The sequence below is a fragment of the Paenibacillus sp. 01T442 genome (genome assembly GCF_056398345.1).
Genome location: NZ_JBFTPF010000034.1, coordinates 15,900 through 32,336 on the forward strand (window position 1 = coordinate 15,900; position 16,437 = coordinate 32,336).

At 46.2% G+C, this 16,437-nt stretch carries 14 protein-coding genes; 9 read left to right on the forward strand and 5 right to left on the reverse strand.

The annotated features are described in order from the left end of the window. The first annotated feature begins 74 nt into the window (after nt 1–74). A complete protein-coding gene (gene trmL / locus AC1DLM_RS21875) occupies nt 75–539 on the forward strand; it encodes a tRNA (uridine(34)/cytosine(34)/5-carboxymethylaminomethyluridine(34)-2'-O)-methyltransferase TrmL (RefSeq protein WP_236289492.1) in 465 nt (154 codons plus the stop codon). A 194-nt stretch (nt 540–733) separates the two neighbouring features. Continuing rightward, nucleotides 734–988, forward strand: coding sequence for an AbrB/MazE/SpoVT family DNA-binding domain-containing protein (locus AC1DLM_RS21880; RefSeq protein ID WP_441991146.1), 255 nt, complete (start codon nt 734–736; stop codon nt 986–988). 427 nt (nt 989–1,415) lie between these two features. On the opposite strand, the gene AC1DLM_RS21885 is transcribed toward AC1DLM_RS21880, so the two are convergent. From AC1DLM_RS21885 to AC1DLM_RS21900, 4 genes are read right to left on the reverse strand one after another with little or no spacing between them, the layout of a single operon-like run. Further along, nucleotides 1,416–2,489 (reverse strand): phosphodiester glycosidase family protein, encoded by a 1,074-nt coding sequence (locus AC1DLM_RS21885; RefSeq protein WP_477571178.1) that lies wholly within the window; start codon nt 2,487–2,489, stop codon nt 1,416–1,418. Continuing rightward, nucleotides 2,489–2,920, reverse strand: coding sequence for a hypothetical protein (locus tag AC1DLM_RS21890; protein WP_171630002.1), 432 nt, complete (start codon nt 2,918–2,920; stop codon nt 2,489–2,491). Before AC1DLM_RS21890 ends, AC1DLM_RS21885 begins: the two co-directional genes overlap by 1 nt. Before the next feature lie 52 nt (nt 2,921–2,972). Next, nucleotides 2,973–4,601, reverse strand: coding sequence for a response regulator (locus AC1DLM_RS21895; RefSeq protein WP_477571179.1), 1,629 nt, complete (start codon nt 4,599–4,601; stop codon nt 2,973–2,975). Nucleotide 4,602: 1 nt separating this feature from the next. Continuing rightward, complete coding sequence (locus tag AC1DLM_RS21900; protein WP_477571180.1) at nt 4,603–6,402, reverse strand: cache domain-containing sensor histidine kinase; 1,800 nt, start codon at nt 6,400–6,402, stop codon at nt 4,603–4,605. A 199-nt stretch (nt 6,403–6,601) separates the two neighbouring features. Between AC1DLM_RS21900 and AC1DLM_RS21905 the strand changes: the two genes are divergently transcribed. The 5 genes from AC1DLM_RS21905 to AC1DLM_RS21925 all read left to right on the forward strand — a co-directional run bounded on the left by AC1DLM_RS21905 (nt 6,602) and on the right by AC1DLM_RS21925 (nt 12,322). After that, nucleotides 6,602–7,471 (forward strand): carbohydrate ABC transporter permease, encoded by an 870-nt coding sequence (locus AC1DLM_RS21905; protein ID WP_477571202.1) that lies wholly within the window; start codon nt 6,602–6,604, stop codon nt 7,469–7,471. Further along, nucleotides 7,471–8,307 carry a carbohydrate ABC transporter permease gene (locus AC1DLM_RS21910; protein WP_056624650.1) on the forward strand — a complete coding sequence of 279 codons (837 nt, stop codon included), beginning with the start codon at nt 7,471–7,473 and terminating at the stop codon, nt 8,305–8,307. Before AC1DLM_RS21905 ends, AC1DLM_RS21910 begins: the two co-directional genes overlap by 1 nt. Nucleotides 8,308–8,466: 159 nt before the next feature. Further along, nucleotides 8,467–9,789: an ABC transporter substrate-binding protein gene (locus AC1DLM_RS21915; protein WP_441991122.1), complete on the forward strand. Its 1,323-nt coding sequence runs from the start codon at nt 8,467–8,469 to the stop codon at nt 9,787–9,789. A 104-nt stretch (nt 9,790–9,893) separates the two neighbouring features. Next, on the forward strand, nt 9,894–11,123 hold the full coding sequence (locus tag AC1DLM_RS21920; RefSeq protein WP_477571181.1) for an MFS transporter: 1,230 nt from the start codon (nt 9,894–9,896) through the stop codon (nt 11,121–11,123). A gap of 248 nt (nt 11,124–11,371) precedes the next feature. Next, complete coding sequence (locus AC1DLM_RS21925; RefSeq protein ID WP_477571182.1) at nt 11,372–12,322, forward strand: NAD(P)/FAD-dependent oxidoreductase; 951 nt, start codon at nt 11,372–11,374, stop codon at nt 12,320–12,322. A gap of 213 nt (nt 12,323–12,535) precedes the next feature. Here AC1DLM_RS21925 and AC1DLM_RS21930 read toward each other — a convergent pair whose 3' ends face one another. Then, nucleotides 12,536–13,249, reverse strand: a complete 714-nt coding sequence (locus tag AC1DLM_RS21930) for a DUF2161 domain-containing phosphodiesterase (protein ID WP_477571183.1) — start codon at nt 13,247–13,249, stop codon at nt 12,536–12,538. 120 nt (nt 13,250–13,369) lie between these two features. On the opposite strand from AC1DLM_RS21930, the gene AC1DLM_RS21935 reads away from it, so the two are divergent. After that, entirely contained in the window at nt 13,370–14,668 is a 1,299-nt protein-coding gene (locus AC1DLM_RS21935) for a sn-glycerol-1-phosphate dehydrogenase (protein ID WP_477571184.1), read from the forward strand. Between the two features lie 381 nt (nt 14,669–15,049). After that, nucleotides 15,050–16,435, forward strand: coding sequence for a family 4 glycosyl hydrolase (locus AC1DLM_RS21940; RefSeq protein ID WP_477571185.1), 1,386 nt, complete (start codon nt 15,050–15,052; stop codon nt 16,433–16,435). The last annotated feature ends 2 nt before the right edge of the window (nt 16,436–16,437 follow it).

The following is a 16,437-nucleotide window of genomic DNA, read 5'->3' on the forward strand; positions in this document are numbered from 1 at the left end:
TAAAGTTAACGCTGTGTTAAATTGCATTCCAGAACAGGTTATAATAGGATAGAGAATGAGGTGAATGAATAGAGATGGCTTTTCATATTGTATTAGTAGAACCTGAGATTCCTGCGAACACAGGCAATATTTCTCGCACATGTGCGGCAACAGGTGCTCATCTTCATTTGGTGAGACCACTTGGCTTTGACACCGATGATAAGACCCTGAAGCGAGCTGGCTTAGATTACTGGCATTCGGTGAAGATTCATTACCACGATTCTTTCGATGAGGTTATGGCAGCGTATGAGGGGCATAGATTCTTCTTTGCGTCGACAAAAGCAAGCAAACGTTACTCTGATTTTGCTTTCCAAGATGGCGATTTCTTCGTGTTTGGTAAAGAGACCAAGGGGCTGCCAGAGGAGCTGCTGCGTCAGCATCCGGATACCTTAATCCGGTTGCCAATGTCCGACGCGGTAAGATCGTTAAATCTTTCCAACTCTGCAGCTATTATTTTATATGAGGGATTACGCCAGACAGGGTTTGTAGGTCTTGAGTAGGGGGACTTACATCCTATGTTTATTGGTGCTCGACCGACATTTTTGACAAGAAAAGAAAGTTTTTAGGGCTTTAGCAGAAGGAATTTCATGATTCACGGCGAATAGTATCGGTAAGCTCGATATGGAAATGTTGGTCGATGTGAAATTACCGGAAGTGTAGAAAACGTCTGGGAAAAGAGAGGTGAAGTCCTATGATGAAGCCAGCTGGAGTCGTACGTAAAGTCGATCAATTGGGACGAATCGTATTACCTAAATCGTTGAGAAAGCGGTACCAGATGAACGAGGGAGATCCTGTAGAAATTCTAGTACAGGGTGACCATATCATTCTCGAGAGATATCGTCCGAAATGTGTGTTCTGCGGTAGCATGGAAAGTGTCAGTGAATTCAAAGATCGTTATATTTGCGGCGTTTGTGTAACTGAAATGAACCTGCTTAAGGCGAGAGCCTAGTAGTTAAAAAAAAGAAAAAGCATCGCTTCCTCCAAGTGGAGAAGGCGATGCTTTTTTTCTTGGCTTACCACATAAGAAAGTATAAGTTTTCGTTAGACGAAAACAGCTTTCTTATTGGCGATAAAACCTACATCTAAACGCGGTCGCTCATCATTGATTGACCTCGATAGAGGTTTTCTCATAGGCCTTTTGTTTTGTCCTCGTTATAGGAAGCCGYCAACATAGCAACGATGAATAATAGAAAAACGGAATTAACGAGCCAAAATGTTGTGGATAAACCGAACATTGCTGCACCTCCTAAAGTTTTCGGCAGAAAACTGACTTCGTAAGCATCCCCTATAGGGTTAAACGTTTATTTTGCATAGTTAACGCTTATTATACCCAACCATCTCCAAAAAAGAAACGAATATTGTGTGAATAATTTGGGTCATTTGAAAAACAAGAAGTTCGTAGCAAGCGGACGGAGTCTACCATCCGAAGGGCGATTGATCACGCTGCCACCCCAGACCAGCGTGGTTGAGCCGCCGCCATCCAAGTTATAAGCATCCACCACGCCTAGTTGCTGCATTTTATCCTGCAGTTCAGCAAGCGTAGCGCCTGAGTTGCCGCTCTCATCGTAGCCATCCGTGACAAGGAATAAGAGCTGGTCATGCTTATAGTTGGCCATCACGGTTCGAGCTGCTCTTGCTGGTGAGCTTTGCCATTGATACGGGATGGACGTCTTGCTGCCGTTTTTCATCAGCACAGGAACGAAGGTCGAACCCATCAGCGGATTCAGCTTATCGAGCTCCGATTGTGAGCTGAATTTGCCGCCAATCAGCTTGCGATCTTTGTTCAAGCCGATGAAGGCTGTATCATTGTTGGTGGGGAAGAAGCCGTTGACATATTTCCCGTTCATCACGGTTGTGTCGAGCGGATAGCGTTTACCGCGGTTATCGTCCGCGAAGCCGCCAGCATTAATGCCAACAACAGCGCCATAGCGCGAAGCTGCGGCCAAAGTCGTTTCACTGGAGCCGAGCTTATCATTCCCCAATACGAGCTTGATGGCTTTATCGCTTTTGAGCTTCACTTTAAGAGCATAACCTGAATAATGTTTTTCATTCAAAGCGAATAGCTGAATGTCGATATTGCCAGAGGTGGCTTGACGGATCGGACTGCCAAGCTTAGCTGTAATCCGTGCATCATAGATAAGTCCGGGTTTGGCGATTTGGGAAGCTGCGCTTTGGAGCATAGCGGTAACTTCTGCCGTGCTCTTCTCGTACAGCTGGAAATACTGCTGAATAACGGTTTTCGTTTGGACCGCATCCGAATTCGCCTGTGTCAACAGGCTGTTAAGAGTGGTCGTCTCTTGCGCTAGATTGATCGGTGTTGAAGTAACTGGAGACTTCACTGGGATGGAAATATCCAGGGAGACGAAGAGCAGCCAAATCAGCATACCTAGAAAAGGTGCGCAGGCCAGCAACATAACACGATTGATTTGCTGAATCGAATTCGCTGTCATTATTTCAACACATCCAGATTTTTGGTCAGCTCATCTAGCTTCTTCTTGACGTCTGCGAGCTGGGTATAAAGTTGATTACTATTATCGGTCTTGCTGTTAGCGCTATCCTTGGTGAATGCCAGTAATTCATTCAATGAATCTACCTTGGCTTGCAAAGTCTTCATATCGGTAGATACACTATCCTTCAACTGAGAGACTTGATTCTGATAATCTTGCTGAATAACTTGTAATTGCTGCTGGGTTTGCTGTGCRATATCGGTCGATATTTGTTGCCTCAGATGTTCAGTGTACATCATCGTAGCTGTTACTCCGACTGCGATCAGCATGACCCAACCCACGAATAGGAAGACATACGTTTTCTTCTTGACCCGGGTTGCTTTCGACGTGCGGGGAAAAGAATTCGCCGTTGCGCTCTCTATGGGCATACTCATGAAAATCACCTCTGACTACTAGTATAGCATATTCCATTATTTTCTCGGAACTTTAGATAGAATTCGCCGTTTTTCGATACTCACCTGGGGTAATACCCGACATTTTTTTGAAAACTTTGCTGAAATACTTCTCATCCTGATAACCAACCATCTCAGCAACCTGGGAAATGCGAAGATTCGGATTGCAGAGCAGCACCTTGGCCTTGCTCATCCGAATTTGTCCTAAGTAATCAGAGAGATTGACGCTAAACTCCTGTTTGAATTTGCGCGAGATGTACTCGCGGCTAAGATAAAACCGACTGGCAATATCCGCAAGCGAAATATCCTCGTGATAATGCTTTTCGAGAAAGCTAGCGATTTCGAAAATGACATTGTTATCTTTATGCTGGCTCTCCAGATGGAGCTTGGACACTTGAATGAGGCTGCGGGTCAGCTCTTGCTGCCAGAGGGTTAGGGACAATAAGCCTTTTTCGTCAAGCGTAATAATCGCGGCTGCGTTATCTTCAAGAAGTAACGGCTGTATGTCTTCCTCACGGCTATCCGGAATCAATTGCTGGATCCAACGGCGCATCATCACCCGATATTCCCCCCACCAGTGCTCAAGCTGCGCAGGTGTAATGACATCACAACTTTTGATGGCATCCATCAAGTGCTGAACGATATCCTGGATCTGCTCGACATTTCCACTGCGCAGGGCAAGATGAATTTGCTCATCAAATTGGTGGAAAGTTAACGTTTGCTGAGTTCCCTTGCTCGGGAGCCAGTTGGTATGAATCCACGTTTCTTTGGTTGTCAGGTTACGCTGCCGCAAGGCGTCTCGCGCCTCCTGATAGGATAGCTTCAATTGAATAGGAAAGCTGTGGCAACTTCCAATCCCGAAATCTACTCTGGCATGCAAGGCGGTGCGAATACCATCATTAATTGTTGCCAACAGTTCTTCTGCCATGGCTGGCGCCGCCCAGATGAACAGCACAATTTCATTCGAATTGTGCAAATGCCGGAAGGCATAGCCGCGCTTATGCGGGACAAGAAATTCATTGCAAATATTAATTAGAGAGAAGAGGAGAAGATCGATATTTTGACTGAATTTATTTTTAATACTAGCTTCCATGGTATCTAAGGAAAGAATCGCAACACGACAGGTTGCAACACTTCGGGATAAATGCAGCTCACGCTCCAGCTGGTCAGCCACTGGTTCGTAGGTGCCAGGTTCGGCTATTAACGCGGAAAGCAGCTTATCCCAGTAAATAGGCTTGAATTGGTTAACCTCGATATTCAGCTCGCGATTGGCATGCCTCTGCTCCTCATCCTTGAGCCAAGTTTGAATCGCTTTGTCCAAAGCTTCGTTCAATTGATCCGGATCTATCGGCTTCAAAATATAATCCGTCCCACCATACTTCACAGTGTGCCGCAGTAAAGAGAAGTCATCGTGACCGCTTATGACAATGGTCTTGGCGTCAGGCGCATGGCGATGCAGCCATTCAAGAAGCTTGACGCCGTTCATAATGGGCATCATCATATCGGTCATAATAATCTCCGGATGTTCACTGTTTACCAGGGCAGTCGCAGCTTCTCCATCGGACGCTTCTAGGATGGTATCGATCCCGTATTGCTTCCAATTCACCAGTAGTCGGATGGCATCGCGCACGTGCTTCTCATCATCTACGAGTAGTACTTTCATATCAGGTAACCCCCTTTTTCATCGGAATATGGATGACAATCCGCACGCCTTGGGGATGAACATGGTCAATCTCCAAAGTTGCCTCATCATTAAAATAGAGCTGGATACGCGTTAGGACGTTACGTAAACCGATATAGGAATCATCAGCAACGGATGATGCTTTCAGTCGACTTCGGACCTCATGGAGCCGTTGATCTGTCACCCCTATACCATTGTCCGCCACGGTAAGCTTCAAGTAGTCTCCTTCAGGGGTAGTCAGCTTCTCTGATTCGATGTGCAACAGACCGACGTCTTGCGACTGGCTAGGTTTAAAACCATGCTTGAAATAATTTTCGACAAGCGGTTGAAGAATCATTTTAGGAATAGAAATGGTCCCAGTCCCCTCTTCAATCGCATAGACAATATCAAATTGGTGTTCAAAACGCTGCTTCTGCAGCTCCAAATACGCTTTAATATGATCAATTTCTTTGCGAAGAGGAACGACAGATTCGTTCGTGTTCATGCTGTAATGCATCATTTTAGCTAACGAATTAATGAGGGTGTAGATCTTAGGTGCTTCATGCTGCAGGGCCAATGTTCCGATCGATTGTAAGGCATTATTCAGAAAATGCGGATTAATTTGCGCCTGAAGCGCCATCAACTGATTCGATTTATTCGCTAGTTCTAACCGATATTCGCGCATCACCATTTGATTCAAATCCTGCATAAGTCCATGGAAACGGTTCGCAAGTATCCCCATCTCATCGGATCTGGTCAACTCAATGTCGCTCTGATGATCACCTAGTCCAGCTTGTCCCGTTTGAATGCGTGTAATGTAACGAATCAGTTGTTTGATTGGAGCTGTAAAACGAATGCTAATATAGACCGTGCCAGCCATAACAATGAGCATCGAAAATGACAGAATGAGAGCGTTAATGAAAGTCAATTGGCGAGCGTTCTTGGTGAGCTGCTCATACGGAAGACGCTTTACAATCGTCCAGTTCAAATAGTCTGTACGCATTTTCTCATACATATTAATCCCTGCAAAAGCACCTTTCGACCATTCATAGCTCCCCTTGTCAAGGGTACTGTGAACAGCTTCATCCCCCCAATTATCATCTAATTGAAGTCCCCACTTGCTTGGATCAGGACCGAAAACGATACGTCCCGTTTCATCTAAAATGTAAAGTTCCTCTTGATTATGGGTGAATAAGCCTTGAGAAATATTAGAAACGAGGTCCAAATTCAAATCAATAATAAGCTCACCAATGGATTGATTACTAGGTGAGTACATGATATTACGGTGCATAGAAATAACGGGTGTTGGGTTAGAATATGCAGAGAGTGACATGCCATACAAATTGTTCTGATGTTTGATTTCGAAATACACAAGCTTGCCCGCAGGGAACGGCTGCAGTCCCTCATATTTACCAGCCATGCTTACTTGAATGTCATTGTGGGTAAGAAAAGAACTGTTGCTAACAGCGGCATACAGGTAAATTTGTTTGATTTCTTTAACCGAATGTGACATGACCTGCAAACCGCTTTTGATCACTTTATCGCTCTGATAATTAATCTCCGACTGCGTTTGAATGATCTCATAAAATTGGCCAAGCTCAGCTATATTCCTACCTGTGTAAATGGTGGAGGAGGCTTGAACCACCCCATCCAGATAGTTCACGAGGTTCGTTTTACCTTGTGAGAGCAGGGCGGAATTGTTAGTCAGCGTATCTTCTGTCACCTTCTGTTTGGTGAAGAAATAGGAGACGCCAAGGGAGGTAAGGAAAGGCACAAGAGTGGCAATTAGCAGAAATAAGATCAATTTATTACGAATACTGTGTCGTATCAGACTTCATCAGCTCGGTTTCTATAATGGGATTTTCCCCTACATTGTAGCAGGAGAGGTCAACAAATTCCACCTAATGGGTCACGATCGTCTGTGTTTTGGGGTACTGCGGCACTCTATACTTGGGGTATAGTAGCAGAATGGTAAGGGGGACTTCCCAGTGAAAACAAAAAGAATGCTTTCCGGATGGCTTCAGCAATGGGTATTTATCGGACCTGCGTTAGTCTTTTTTGGCATCGTGGTCTTGATTCCATTTCTGATGAGCATTTATTATTCGTTTACCGAATGGAATGGCGTAACAACGAAAGTGACCTTCAATGGACTGGAGAACTTCAAACAAATTCTATTCCATGATAAGGACTATCGCAATGCCTTTAACTTTACTTCTCGATTGACCGTGACGAACGTGATTCTGACGAATCTTGTAGGCTTCTTATTGGCGTTATTGCTCACGCAATCGCTGAAAACGAGGAATGTATTACGTACAATCTTTTTTATGCCGAATGTAATCGGTGGTTTATTGCTTGGATTTATCTGGCAGTTTATCTTTGTAAAAGGGTTTGCAACCCTTGGCAGTCTCACGCATATCGGTTTCTTCGAATTGCCTTGGTTAGGTGATTCACCGACCGCTTTCTGGGCGATCGTAATCGTTAGTGTGTGGCAGGGCGCTGGATATCTCATGATTATTTACATAGCGGCCTTGTCGAATGTGCCAAAGGATATGCTCGAGGCAGCGTATATTGATGGCGCATCCCGCATGCAAGTATTACGAAGCATCATCGTTCCGCTCATCATGCCAGCCGTCACCGTGTGCTTGTTCTTGACGATTTCGTGGTCATTCAAAATCTTTGACTTGAACTTCTCCTTGACGAAAGGCGGACCGTTCAATTCCACAGAGTCGGTTTCCATCAATATTTATCAAGAAGCTTTCCGTAACAATCGGTATGGTTTAGGTACGGCCAAAGCTCTCGTATTCTTCATCGTGGTTGCCATCATTTCAACCATCCAAGTGATGTACACCAAGCGCAAGGAGGTTGAGGTCTAATGGCTTCCGTCAAAAAGTATACAGGTCGCTTATTTGCTCTTGAAGTTCTTGGCATTCTAGTTGCCTTACTCTTCTTGATTCCGTTCTACTTCGTCATCGCGAATTCCTTAAAAACGTTCCCTGAATTAGCAGCGAATACGGCGAAGCTGCCAAGCTCTCTATATCTAGATAACTACACCAAAGTATGGAGCATCATGAAGTTCCCGAAGGCGTTCTTCAACTCTTTGTTCATTACTGTTTTGAGTAATGTAGGACTCGTAGTCATTTCCTCAATGGCGGCGTATCGCATGGTGAGAAGGGCAAGTAAATTCAATAATCTTGTTTTCTTAGCTTTCGTTGCAGCCATGGTTATTCCATTCCAGTCGATCATGATTCCACTAGTTCGCGTAGCGAGCCAAGTTGGCTTTATGGATAGTAAGCTGGGATTGGTAGCATGTTATTATGGATTCGGCGTTTCCTTAAATGTGTTCTTGTACCATGGATTTATTAAATCCATTCCACTCGAAATTGAGGAATCAGCCAAAGTTGATGGCAGCTCAGCGTACGGTGTGTTTTGGAAAATTGTATTTCCACTGCTCAAGCCAATGTCGATTACCATCATCATCTTGAACAGCTTATGGATTTGGAATGACTATCTACTTCCATCTCTCGTACTTGGTAATCCAGAGCTGCGGACCATTCCGCTTGCTACTTTCTCGTTCTTTGGACAATATACGAAACAATGGGATTTAGCGCTTGCTGGGTTAACACTAAGCGTATTGCCGATCGTCATTTTCTTCTTGTTCTTGCAGAAGCACATCGTAGAAGGGATTACAGCGGGTTCAGTAAAAGGGTGACATAATTGCAAATATGTTCAAGATATTCCACCTTTATGTTCAATATACTCGGTGTTAAGCCAGGATGTAAGTGTTTACAATGAATCATGTAAGGAAGCAAGGCAAGAATAAGTAAGCGAGTTTAAATGAAGAAACAAGTTAAAGGGAGGCATTACCTACATGAAAAAATTAACAATGGTTTCAGTGGCAGCAGTATTATCCTTATCCGTACTAGCAGCTGGTTGCGGGAAAAAAGACGAGACAGCAAGTCCTGCTCCAACTACGGGTACATCAACAGCGACAACAACGCCTGCTGCTAGCGGCAAGCCAGTTACCATTAAAATCTTCCAATTCAAAGTTGAGATCGCAGACCAGCTTGGTAAAATGGTGCAAGAATATCAGAAGTTGAATCCGAATGTCAAAATCCAAGTCGACACTGTCGGCGGTGGAGCTGACTACGGCGCGGCGCTTCTTGCGAAGTTTAACGCAGGTGACAAACCGGATATTTTCAACAACGGTGGTTTCACAGACCTAGATAAATGGATCGATAACTTGGAAGATCTATCCGATCAACCATGGGTGAAAGATCTTGTTGACGTTGCGAAAGAGCCAATGACAAAGGGTGGAAAGCTATACGGTCAACCACTTAACCTTGAAGGATATGGCTTCCAATACAATAAAGATTTGTTTGCCAAAGCCGGCATCACAGAGCTTCCAAAAACGTTCTCTCAATTAGAAGCAGCGGCTAAAAAGCTGAAAGATGCGGGTATCACTCCTTTTGAAACAGGCTATGCCGAGTGGTGGGTACTTGGAAACCATTTCGTGAACCTTCCATTTGCTTATCAAAAGGATCCGAATGCGTTCATCGATGGCTTGAATAAAGGTACAGCGAAAATTCCAGGCAACGAAGTGTTCAACCAATGGGTGAAATTGTTCGACTTGCAATTGCAATATGGCAACAAAAACCCGCTGCAAACCGACTACAATACACAAGTAACGGATTTCGCTACGGGGAAAGCGGCAATGACGCAACAAGGTAACTGGACACAAGTTCAAATTACCAAAACAAACCCTGACATCAAAATTGGCTTCTTGCCAATGCCGATCAACGATGATGCAACAGCTAACGACAAATTGTTCGTAGGTGTACCGAATAACTGGGTAGTCAACAAAAACTCTGCAGTTAAAGACGAAGCTAAGAAATTCCTGAACTGGATGGTTACCTCCGATATCGGTAAGAAATATATCACAGATGAATTCAAGTTTATCCCTGCTTTCAAATCCATTCCTGCTGACGAGAAAGTACTTGGACCATTAGCAGCAGACATTATCGCTTACAGCAAAGCTGGCAAAACATTGAGCTGGAACTGGTTCAAATTCCCAGGTGGAGAAGCTTCCAGTAAGAAATTCGGCGATATCATGCAAGGTTATGTTGCTAAGAAGTATACGAAGGATCAAATGTTGGAAGAATTCCAGAAAACATGGGATAGCCTTAAGAAGTAACCCGAATCTAGACGTACGTCAAGCCTCAGCGCCAATGCTGAGGCTTTTTGCTGTTTAACAGATGTGGAAATGGCTGTTACAATGAAGAGGACTGGAGGTTTACCATGAATCTTAATATCAGAGCTTGGCTGCAGGGCAGAGGGAATGCGCTGCCACTTGAGAAAAGACTATCACGAGAAGCAGTCATTTCTTTAGTTATTCATTCCATTTTTCAATTTGGTGCTTCCATGTCAGGGGTGTTTCTCAATTTATATTTGTGGCGGTTAACGCATAGTGTTGTCGTGAATGGAACCTACAACATAATCGTGTACATCTTAACACCGATTGGGTTCGCCATTGGCGGTTATATGATTAAGAAGAAGGACCGTATGGTAGCGTACCGACTGGGTATTGTACTGGTTGGTCTCTTCTATTTAAGTGTGAGCATTGCTGGGGAACGGCTTGTTGATTATTACGTGCTTTTTGCCATATTTAATGGACTGGCTAGCAGCTTCTACTGGGTCGGTTATTTAACTTTGATGTATGATGTGTCGACGGAGCAGAACCGTATTCGCTATCTCGCTTTCAATATGATGTTTTTCACAGCGGCTACGCTTGCAGGGCCAGCACTTGCTGGTTTCATCATTCGAATGAAAGAAGGGTTAAGCGGATACACCATCGTCTTCTCCATTGCTTTCTTCATGTTTCTATTGGCCGCGTTAATCTCTTTGAAAATTAAGGCGTCAAGCGGACATCACCGTGTGTATTATTTGAAATATACGGGGCTCATTATGAAGAAAAAGCAAGAGTGGTCGAATGCGCTGCTTGGCTTCTTCGGAATGGGCTTGCTACAGGGCACGATGTTGTTTCTACCTAACATCCTTTTATTCAAAGTACTGCCGCGGGAAGATTTGGTTGGTTACCTAGGTGTCCTCTATTCGAGTCTAAGTATTGTCATGGGGATCTTTATTTCGAAGTACGCGAATGCGGGCAGGGCAAGGATGTATTTGACCATTTCGACTGTGGGTTATCTCGTTGGGGTCTCCTGTATTATAGGAAGTTTAAATGTGTGGTCTGTGGTCGGCTTTATGATTCTGTACTCCATCTTTGCACCGCTGCAAGGGAATACTATGACAGGGTACTATTACAGCCTTATTGCGAGGCTTCCTCTTAAGGGGGAATTAAAGGTAGAAAGCGTGGTCGTGCGGGAATTTTTCTTAAATGTGGGGCGGGTTATTTCCATTCTCGTTCTGATTACCTTTGGGAGCGATTTGGATGGCGGTCTTATTCCATGGATCCTGCTGCTGGCCGCTTTGACGCAATTTGGTTTGATCTGGTCGATTAAGAATCGATAGGGAAATAAGTGCAAGTTCAACAAGTCCAGTTTTCAGCACCGAGAAGATTGAAAGAAGATAGGAAATGAGGAGCGGAGCGTAGTGGAAGCTACGTGAGCACCGGAATTTCCGGCTGAATTCAATATTCGATGTCGAATACGCTTCTTGGAATGCTTCGTGATCAAAAGTGACTACCTTGGTAAGGATTAGAGGCCTACAATTCGGTTATCCTAGATGGTAGTGAATTGGAGAAGAGGGGCATTGTGCAGATGGAGAAAGTAGATATTCTGATCGTCGGAGGAGGCATTGCAGGGCTTCAAGCGGCGATTCAATTAGGCAGATATGAGCACAAAGTACTTGTGGTTGATGCAGGTTACGGACGTTCGACCCTGTGCAGGAGCTATCATAATATTCTAGGTTGGCCCGATGGAGTATCGGGGGATGAACTGCGCCAATTAGGCAGGCTGCAAGCTGAGCGATTAGGGGTAGCTTTTGTCCAAGATGAAATTGTGCAGGCTGTCGCCAAAGGAAGAATCGGTGACGGCTTCGAGCTATGGGGAAAAAGTGGCCGAGGCTATGAAGCGAGGACGCTTCTGCTGGCGACTGGCTTATTGGACCGGATGCCTGAACTCCCGAACCTGAAAGAATGCTTGGGGTTAACCGTATACGTGTGCCCCGACTGCGACGGATATGAGATCAAGGATCGCAATACGCTAGTGATGGGCTCAGGTGATACAGGGGCAGCTATGGCGATTAAACTCCGTCATCGAACCGAGCAAATGACGTATGTGAATCACCAAAATCGGGCCGTGAAAAGTGAGCTTCTTATGGAAATGAAGAACAAAGGCATTACTTATTTGACGGAAGATCTGGATGAGGTTGTGGTGGATTCGCCCGGACGATTCCAGGGAGTTGTGCTTAAAGATGGCAGACGGCTGGAAGCAGAACGAGGCTTTATCGCTTTCGGTGGGAATGAAGTGAAGTCGGATTTGGCTCGTCAGCTTGGTGCAGAACGCATGGAGAATCGGCATGTGATGACCGATCCTCGCAGTAAAATGACGAGTGTTCCTTTCGTCTGGGCGGCTGGCGATGTCGGCGTCCATGCGGAGCAAGTGACGATCGCGATGGGGGAAGGCTCACAGGCGGCCATTTGGATCAACAAGGCGTTGCTAAGAATGAATGAAGAGGCGAATGTTCATCGGGTTGTGATTCGGTCTTAGGGTCACTATTTCCGGTCATTTCGAGAAATAAGTTGATACCACAACTCTATTGGGAAAAATAAGGTGATAATCGCTTAATTATTGTAAATAGCGTTGTGAGATAACTTTATTTTTCTCTAAATCCGATTCTGAAGGCTATTAAGGTGATGGCACAACTCTATTTTCATAACGGAGAAACTCTGGTTTAATCTGTATAGATAATTAAGGTAAAGACTAAGGGATGGTTATCGTTGGGAAAGCAGTAACTACGTGTGCATACTCTACTAAGGCTTTCTCGCCAGTGGGGGTAAGATGATAGATGCCTCGGCTTTGTCGGACAAACCAACGATAGTAGTTTTGCTGCAGAAGTGAGCTCACGTTCATATTGCTGGTCATCTCGCGCAGCTTGCGTGGACTGAGTGGACCGTGCTGCTGCATTAGATATGCGCAGTGCAACGATTTCTCTCGGTATGCGGTCATAAGTTTCTGCTGAGAACTACCGCCAACATTATAGTCGCCGCTGCGCTCATTGAATTCCGTCATTAACTTGCCGGAAGCCCTCTTGTTGGGGCGTAAAGTATAAGGAGTAGGCTCACAGACGAGATCGACTGTGGGCTGTTTGCGTTTGTAGAATTGGACTGTCAATACGCCGAGCCCAAGCATGCGACAAAGTCGACGAATATCCTCCCATTGTAAGCGGTGGGGGGCTTTTCCTTTGTTCGGCAGCTCGAAGGCTACATAGACGTCTTGCGTTAGCCGCAGCCGTTCAATTCCTTGGACGAGGAGCGGGATATTAAAGCTTTTTTTTAATTCAACAATAACCGGGGGCTCATCGCCTCGAATTGCGACTAAATCACAGTGCTTAACTTCGCCACGGACGGTATAGCCACGCTGCTCGAAGAAGTGTTTAATCGGTGCATACAGCTCGGTTTCGGTCTGGATCGGCATGAGGGGCTCGTTCTCCTCTTTTCGTGCAAAAAGTCTGATAGAATGGCTTTTATTATAGCATAGGTTGCGCTAGAATAGGTGAGAGAATAACTTGTACGTACAGGTTAGGAGATGAGAGATATGAGTGAGTTGTTAAATGAGTGGTTGGGTAAAAGCTTTGCGTGCGCCTGCGGGCAAAAGCATGAGATTCCGATTCGCCGTATTGTTATAGAACGAGATGCTTTAGCTAATGTTGTTGATTATGTGAGAGAAGCGGGCTATGAAGAAATAACGCTCGTTGCGGATGCGAATACATACGCTGTGGCTGGTGACAAGCTGCGCTCCCTATTGGAAGATGGCCAGGTGAAGGTTGGTACTTGTGTCATTCGTGAGAATGAGATGGGGGAAGTAKCAGCGGACGAGGAAGCTATCGTTCAGTTGATGTTAGACACGTCACTGACATCGAAGGCTTTGATCGCCGTGGGTTCAGGCACGCTCCATGACATTGTGCGTTTCGTTAGTCATCGTACGAATCGGCCATTTCTTTCCGTACCGACAGCACCATCGGTTGACGGATTTGCCTCTGTAGGCGCTCCACTCATCGTTCGCGGCTTCAAAATGACGATACCTTGCTCAGCGCCAGAGGCGATCTTCGCTGATTTGGGGCTGCTTGCTGCAGCGCCGCAAGCCATGATTGCGGCTGGCGTCGGCGACATGCTCGGCAAGCATACCTCGCTCGCGGACTGGTCACTCGGCCGCGTGCTGCTGGATGAGCACTACTGCGAGCTGAGTGCTCGCTTGACCTTGGAGGCGGTGGAGCTGTGCACCGCACATCTAGAAGAGATTGCGCAGCGCACCGAGCTGGGCATGCGCCGTCTCATGGAAGGCCTGATCTTATCCGGCCTTTCCATGCTCCTGGTCGGCCACTCTCGGCCGGCCTCCGGGGCTGAGCACCATCTCTCCCATTATTGGGAGATGGTGCTTCTGCAGCAGCGCCGCCGGGCGCTGCTGCACGGCGCGAAGGTCGGCGTCGCGACCGTGCTCATGGCGCAGCGCTATCAGGCGCTGCTGGAGCTCACGGCCGACGAGGCCGCTGCGCGCCTAGCGGCAGGGCAGGCCCCGAGTGCGCAGACGGATGCGGAACGCATCCGGGCGGCCTACGGGGCCATGGCCGAAGCCATCATCGCCGAGAATGCGTCGGCGATGGGTGGGGATGCGCGTGCGCTGCAAGCGCGCATCGCGGCTTGTTGGGGCGATGTGCTCAGCATCGCCCGGGCGGTTCCGCCGCCAGAGCAGCTTGCTGCGTGGCTCGCGGCGGTGCAGGGGCCTGTAGCGCCGGACCAGCTGGGCGTGGAGCCTGCGCTGGTGGAGGCGTCGCTGCAGGATGCGCTGTTCGTGCGCAACCGGTTTACGATCTTACGCTTACAGCGATTGCTGTAAGCACGAGGTGAAAGGGAACCTAGATGCGCTATTTAATCGAAATCGATCGAAATTGGCTCAAAGCGGAACGTAGGTACTCTATTTGTTCGATTTTCGTGATTTTTAGTGTTATTCGGCAAAATAAGGTACCGTAGTTCCCTTGCAATGTACATTTCACGTAATTGTTCGCAATAGCGCATCCTCGTTCCCCTTCTCACGTTCCGATATTGCATCCATCATGTAACGCCAGTCCTCTTGAGAGGGCAGGCGTTTTTTAGTTTCTCTTATGCAAAAGTGTAAAAAATCACAACCCCACTTAATTTTTGCCATCCCCTAATGTGGAATTGTTTTCTATACTGGTAGCTAATGCTAGGCGGTTCTACATCATGAAGGAGGCGTAACATGAAATTTGCTCATGAGAAAGTCAGCGATATCCAAATCGCTTATATTGGCGGCGGCTCAATGTATTGGGCTAAAAATTTGATTGCCGATTTGGCGCTGGATGGTCAATTATCAGGAACGATTCGCTTGTATGATCTTGACTACGGGAAAGCCAAAAATAATGAAAAGCTGGGGAATTCAGTTTCTGATTATCCTGAGACGCAATCCAAGTGGACATACAAGGCGTATCCGACGCTTCAAGAGGCGCTGAATGGATGCGACTTTGTGTTTATCTCGATTCTTCCAGGCACCTTCGAGGAAATGGAATCCGATGTCCATGCGCCAGAACAATACGGTATTTACCAAGCCGTTGGGGATACAACGGGACCTGGGGGACTGCTCAGAGCGCTTCGCACCATCCCGATGTATGTGGAGATTGCTCAAGCGATCGACCGATATTCTCCGGATGCTTGGGTGTTTAATTACACGAACCCAATGACGCTCTGTACGCGAACGCTGTATGAAGTATTTCCCAAAATCAAAGCCATTGGCTGTTGTCATGAAATTTTCGGCGTGCAAGGGTTATTGATTCGTATGCTTCGCGATATGGAAGKCATTGAAGGTGTTCATCGCGATCAAGTGAAAGTGAATGTACTGGGAATTAACCATTTTACTTGGATCGATCAAGCCACGTATCACAATATGGATTTACTTCCGATGTATCGCAAGTTTGTAGATAAATACTATGATTCAGGATTTGAACACAACAAAGATGCCTGGGTTACGAACACCTATACGGCGGCGAACCGCGTGAAGTTTGATTTGTTTCGGCGCTATGGGGTTATTGCAGCGGCAGGTGATCGCCACTTGGCAGAGTTCATGCCTCCTTGGTATTTGAAAGATCCGGAGACGGTTCGATCCTGGAAGTTTGGGTTAACGACGGTCCAGAGTCGTGTTGAAAAGCATGCGGCAACTGAGCTTTTTTACGGGAAGCTGCTAAGTGGCGAGGAGAAACTACCGCTTAAGACATCAGGTGAAGAAGAAGTTAGGCAGTTAAAAGGTTTGATTGGACTTGAGCAATTTGTAACCAATATTAACGTTCCTAACGTTGGCCAAATGAAAGGTATTCCACTGGGAGCAGTTGTTGAAACGAATGCAGTGTTCTCTGCGAATAGCTTGCGTCCGGTCTACGCGGGTGAGCTTCCAATGGAAGTTAATAATCTGGTCCTGCAGCATACGATGAATCAAGAGCTTATTCTGAAGGCTGCTCTTCAAAAGGACAAAGCCTTAGCCTTCAAGGCGTTTATCAACGATCCGTTAGTGAATATGGATATCCACGATGCGGAAGTATTGTTTGATCAGATGCTGCACAATACGAAAGCATATTTGCCTGGTTGGAACATCTGATG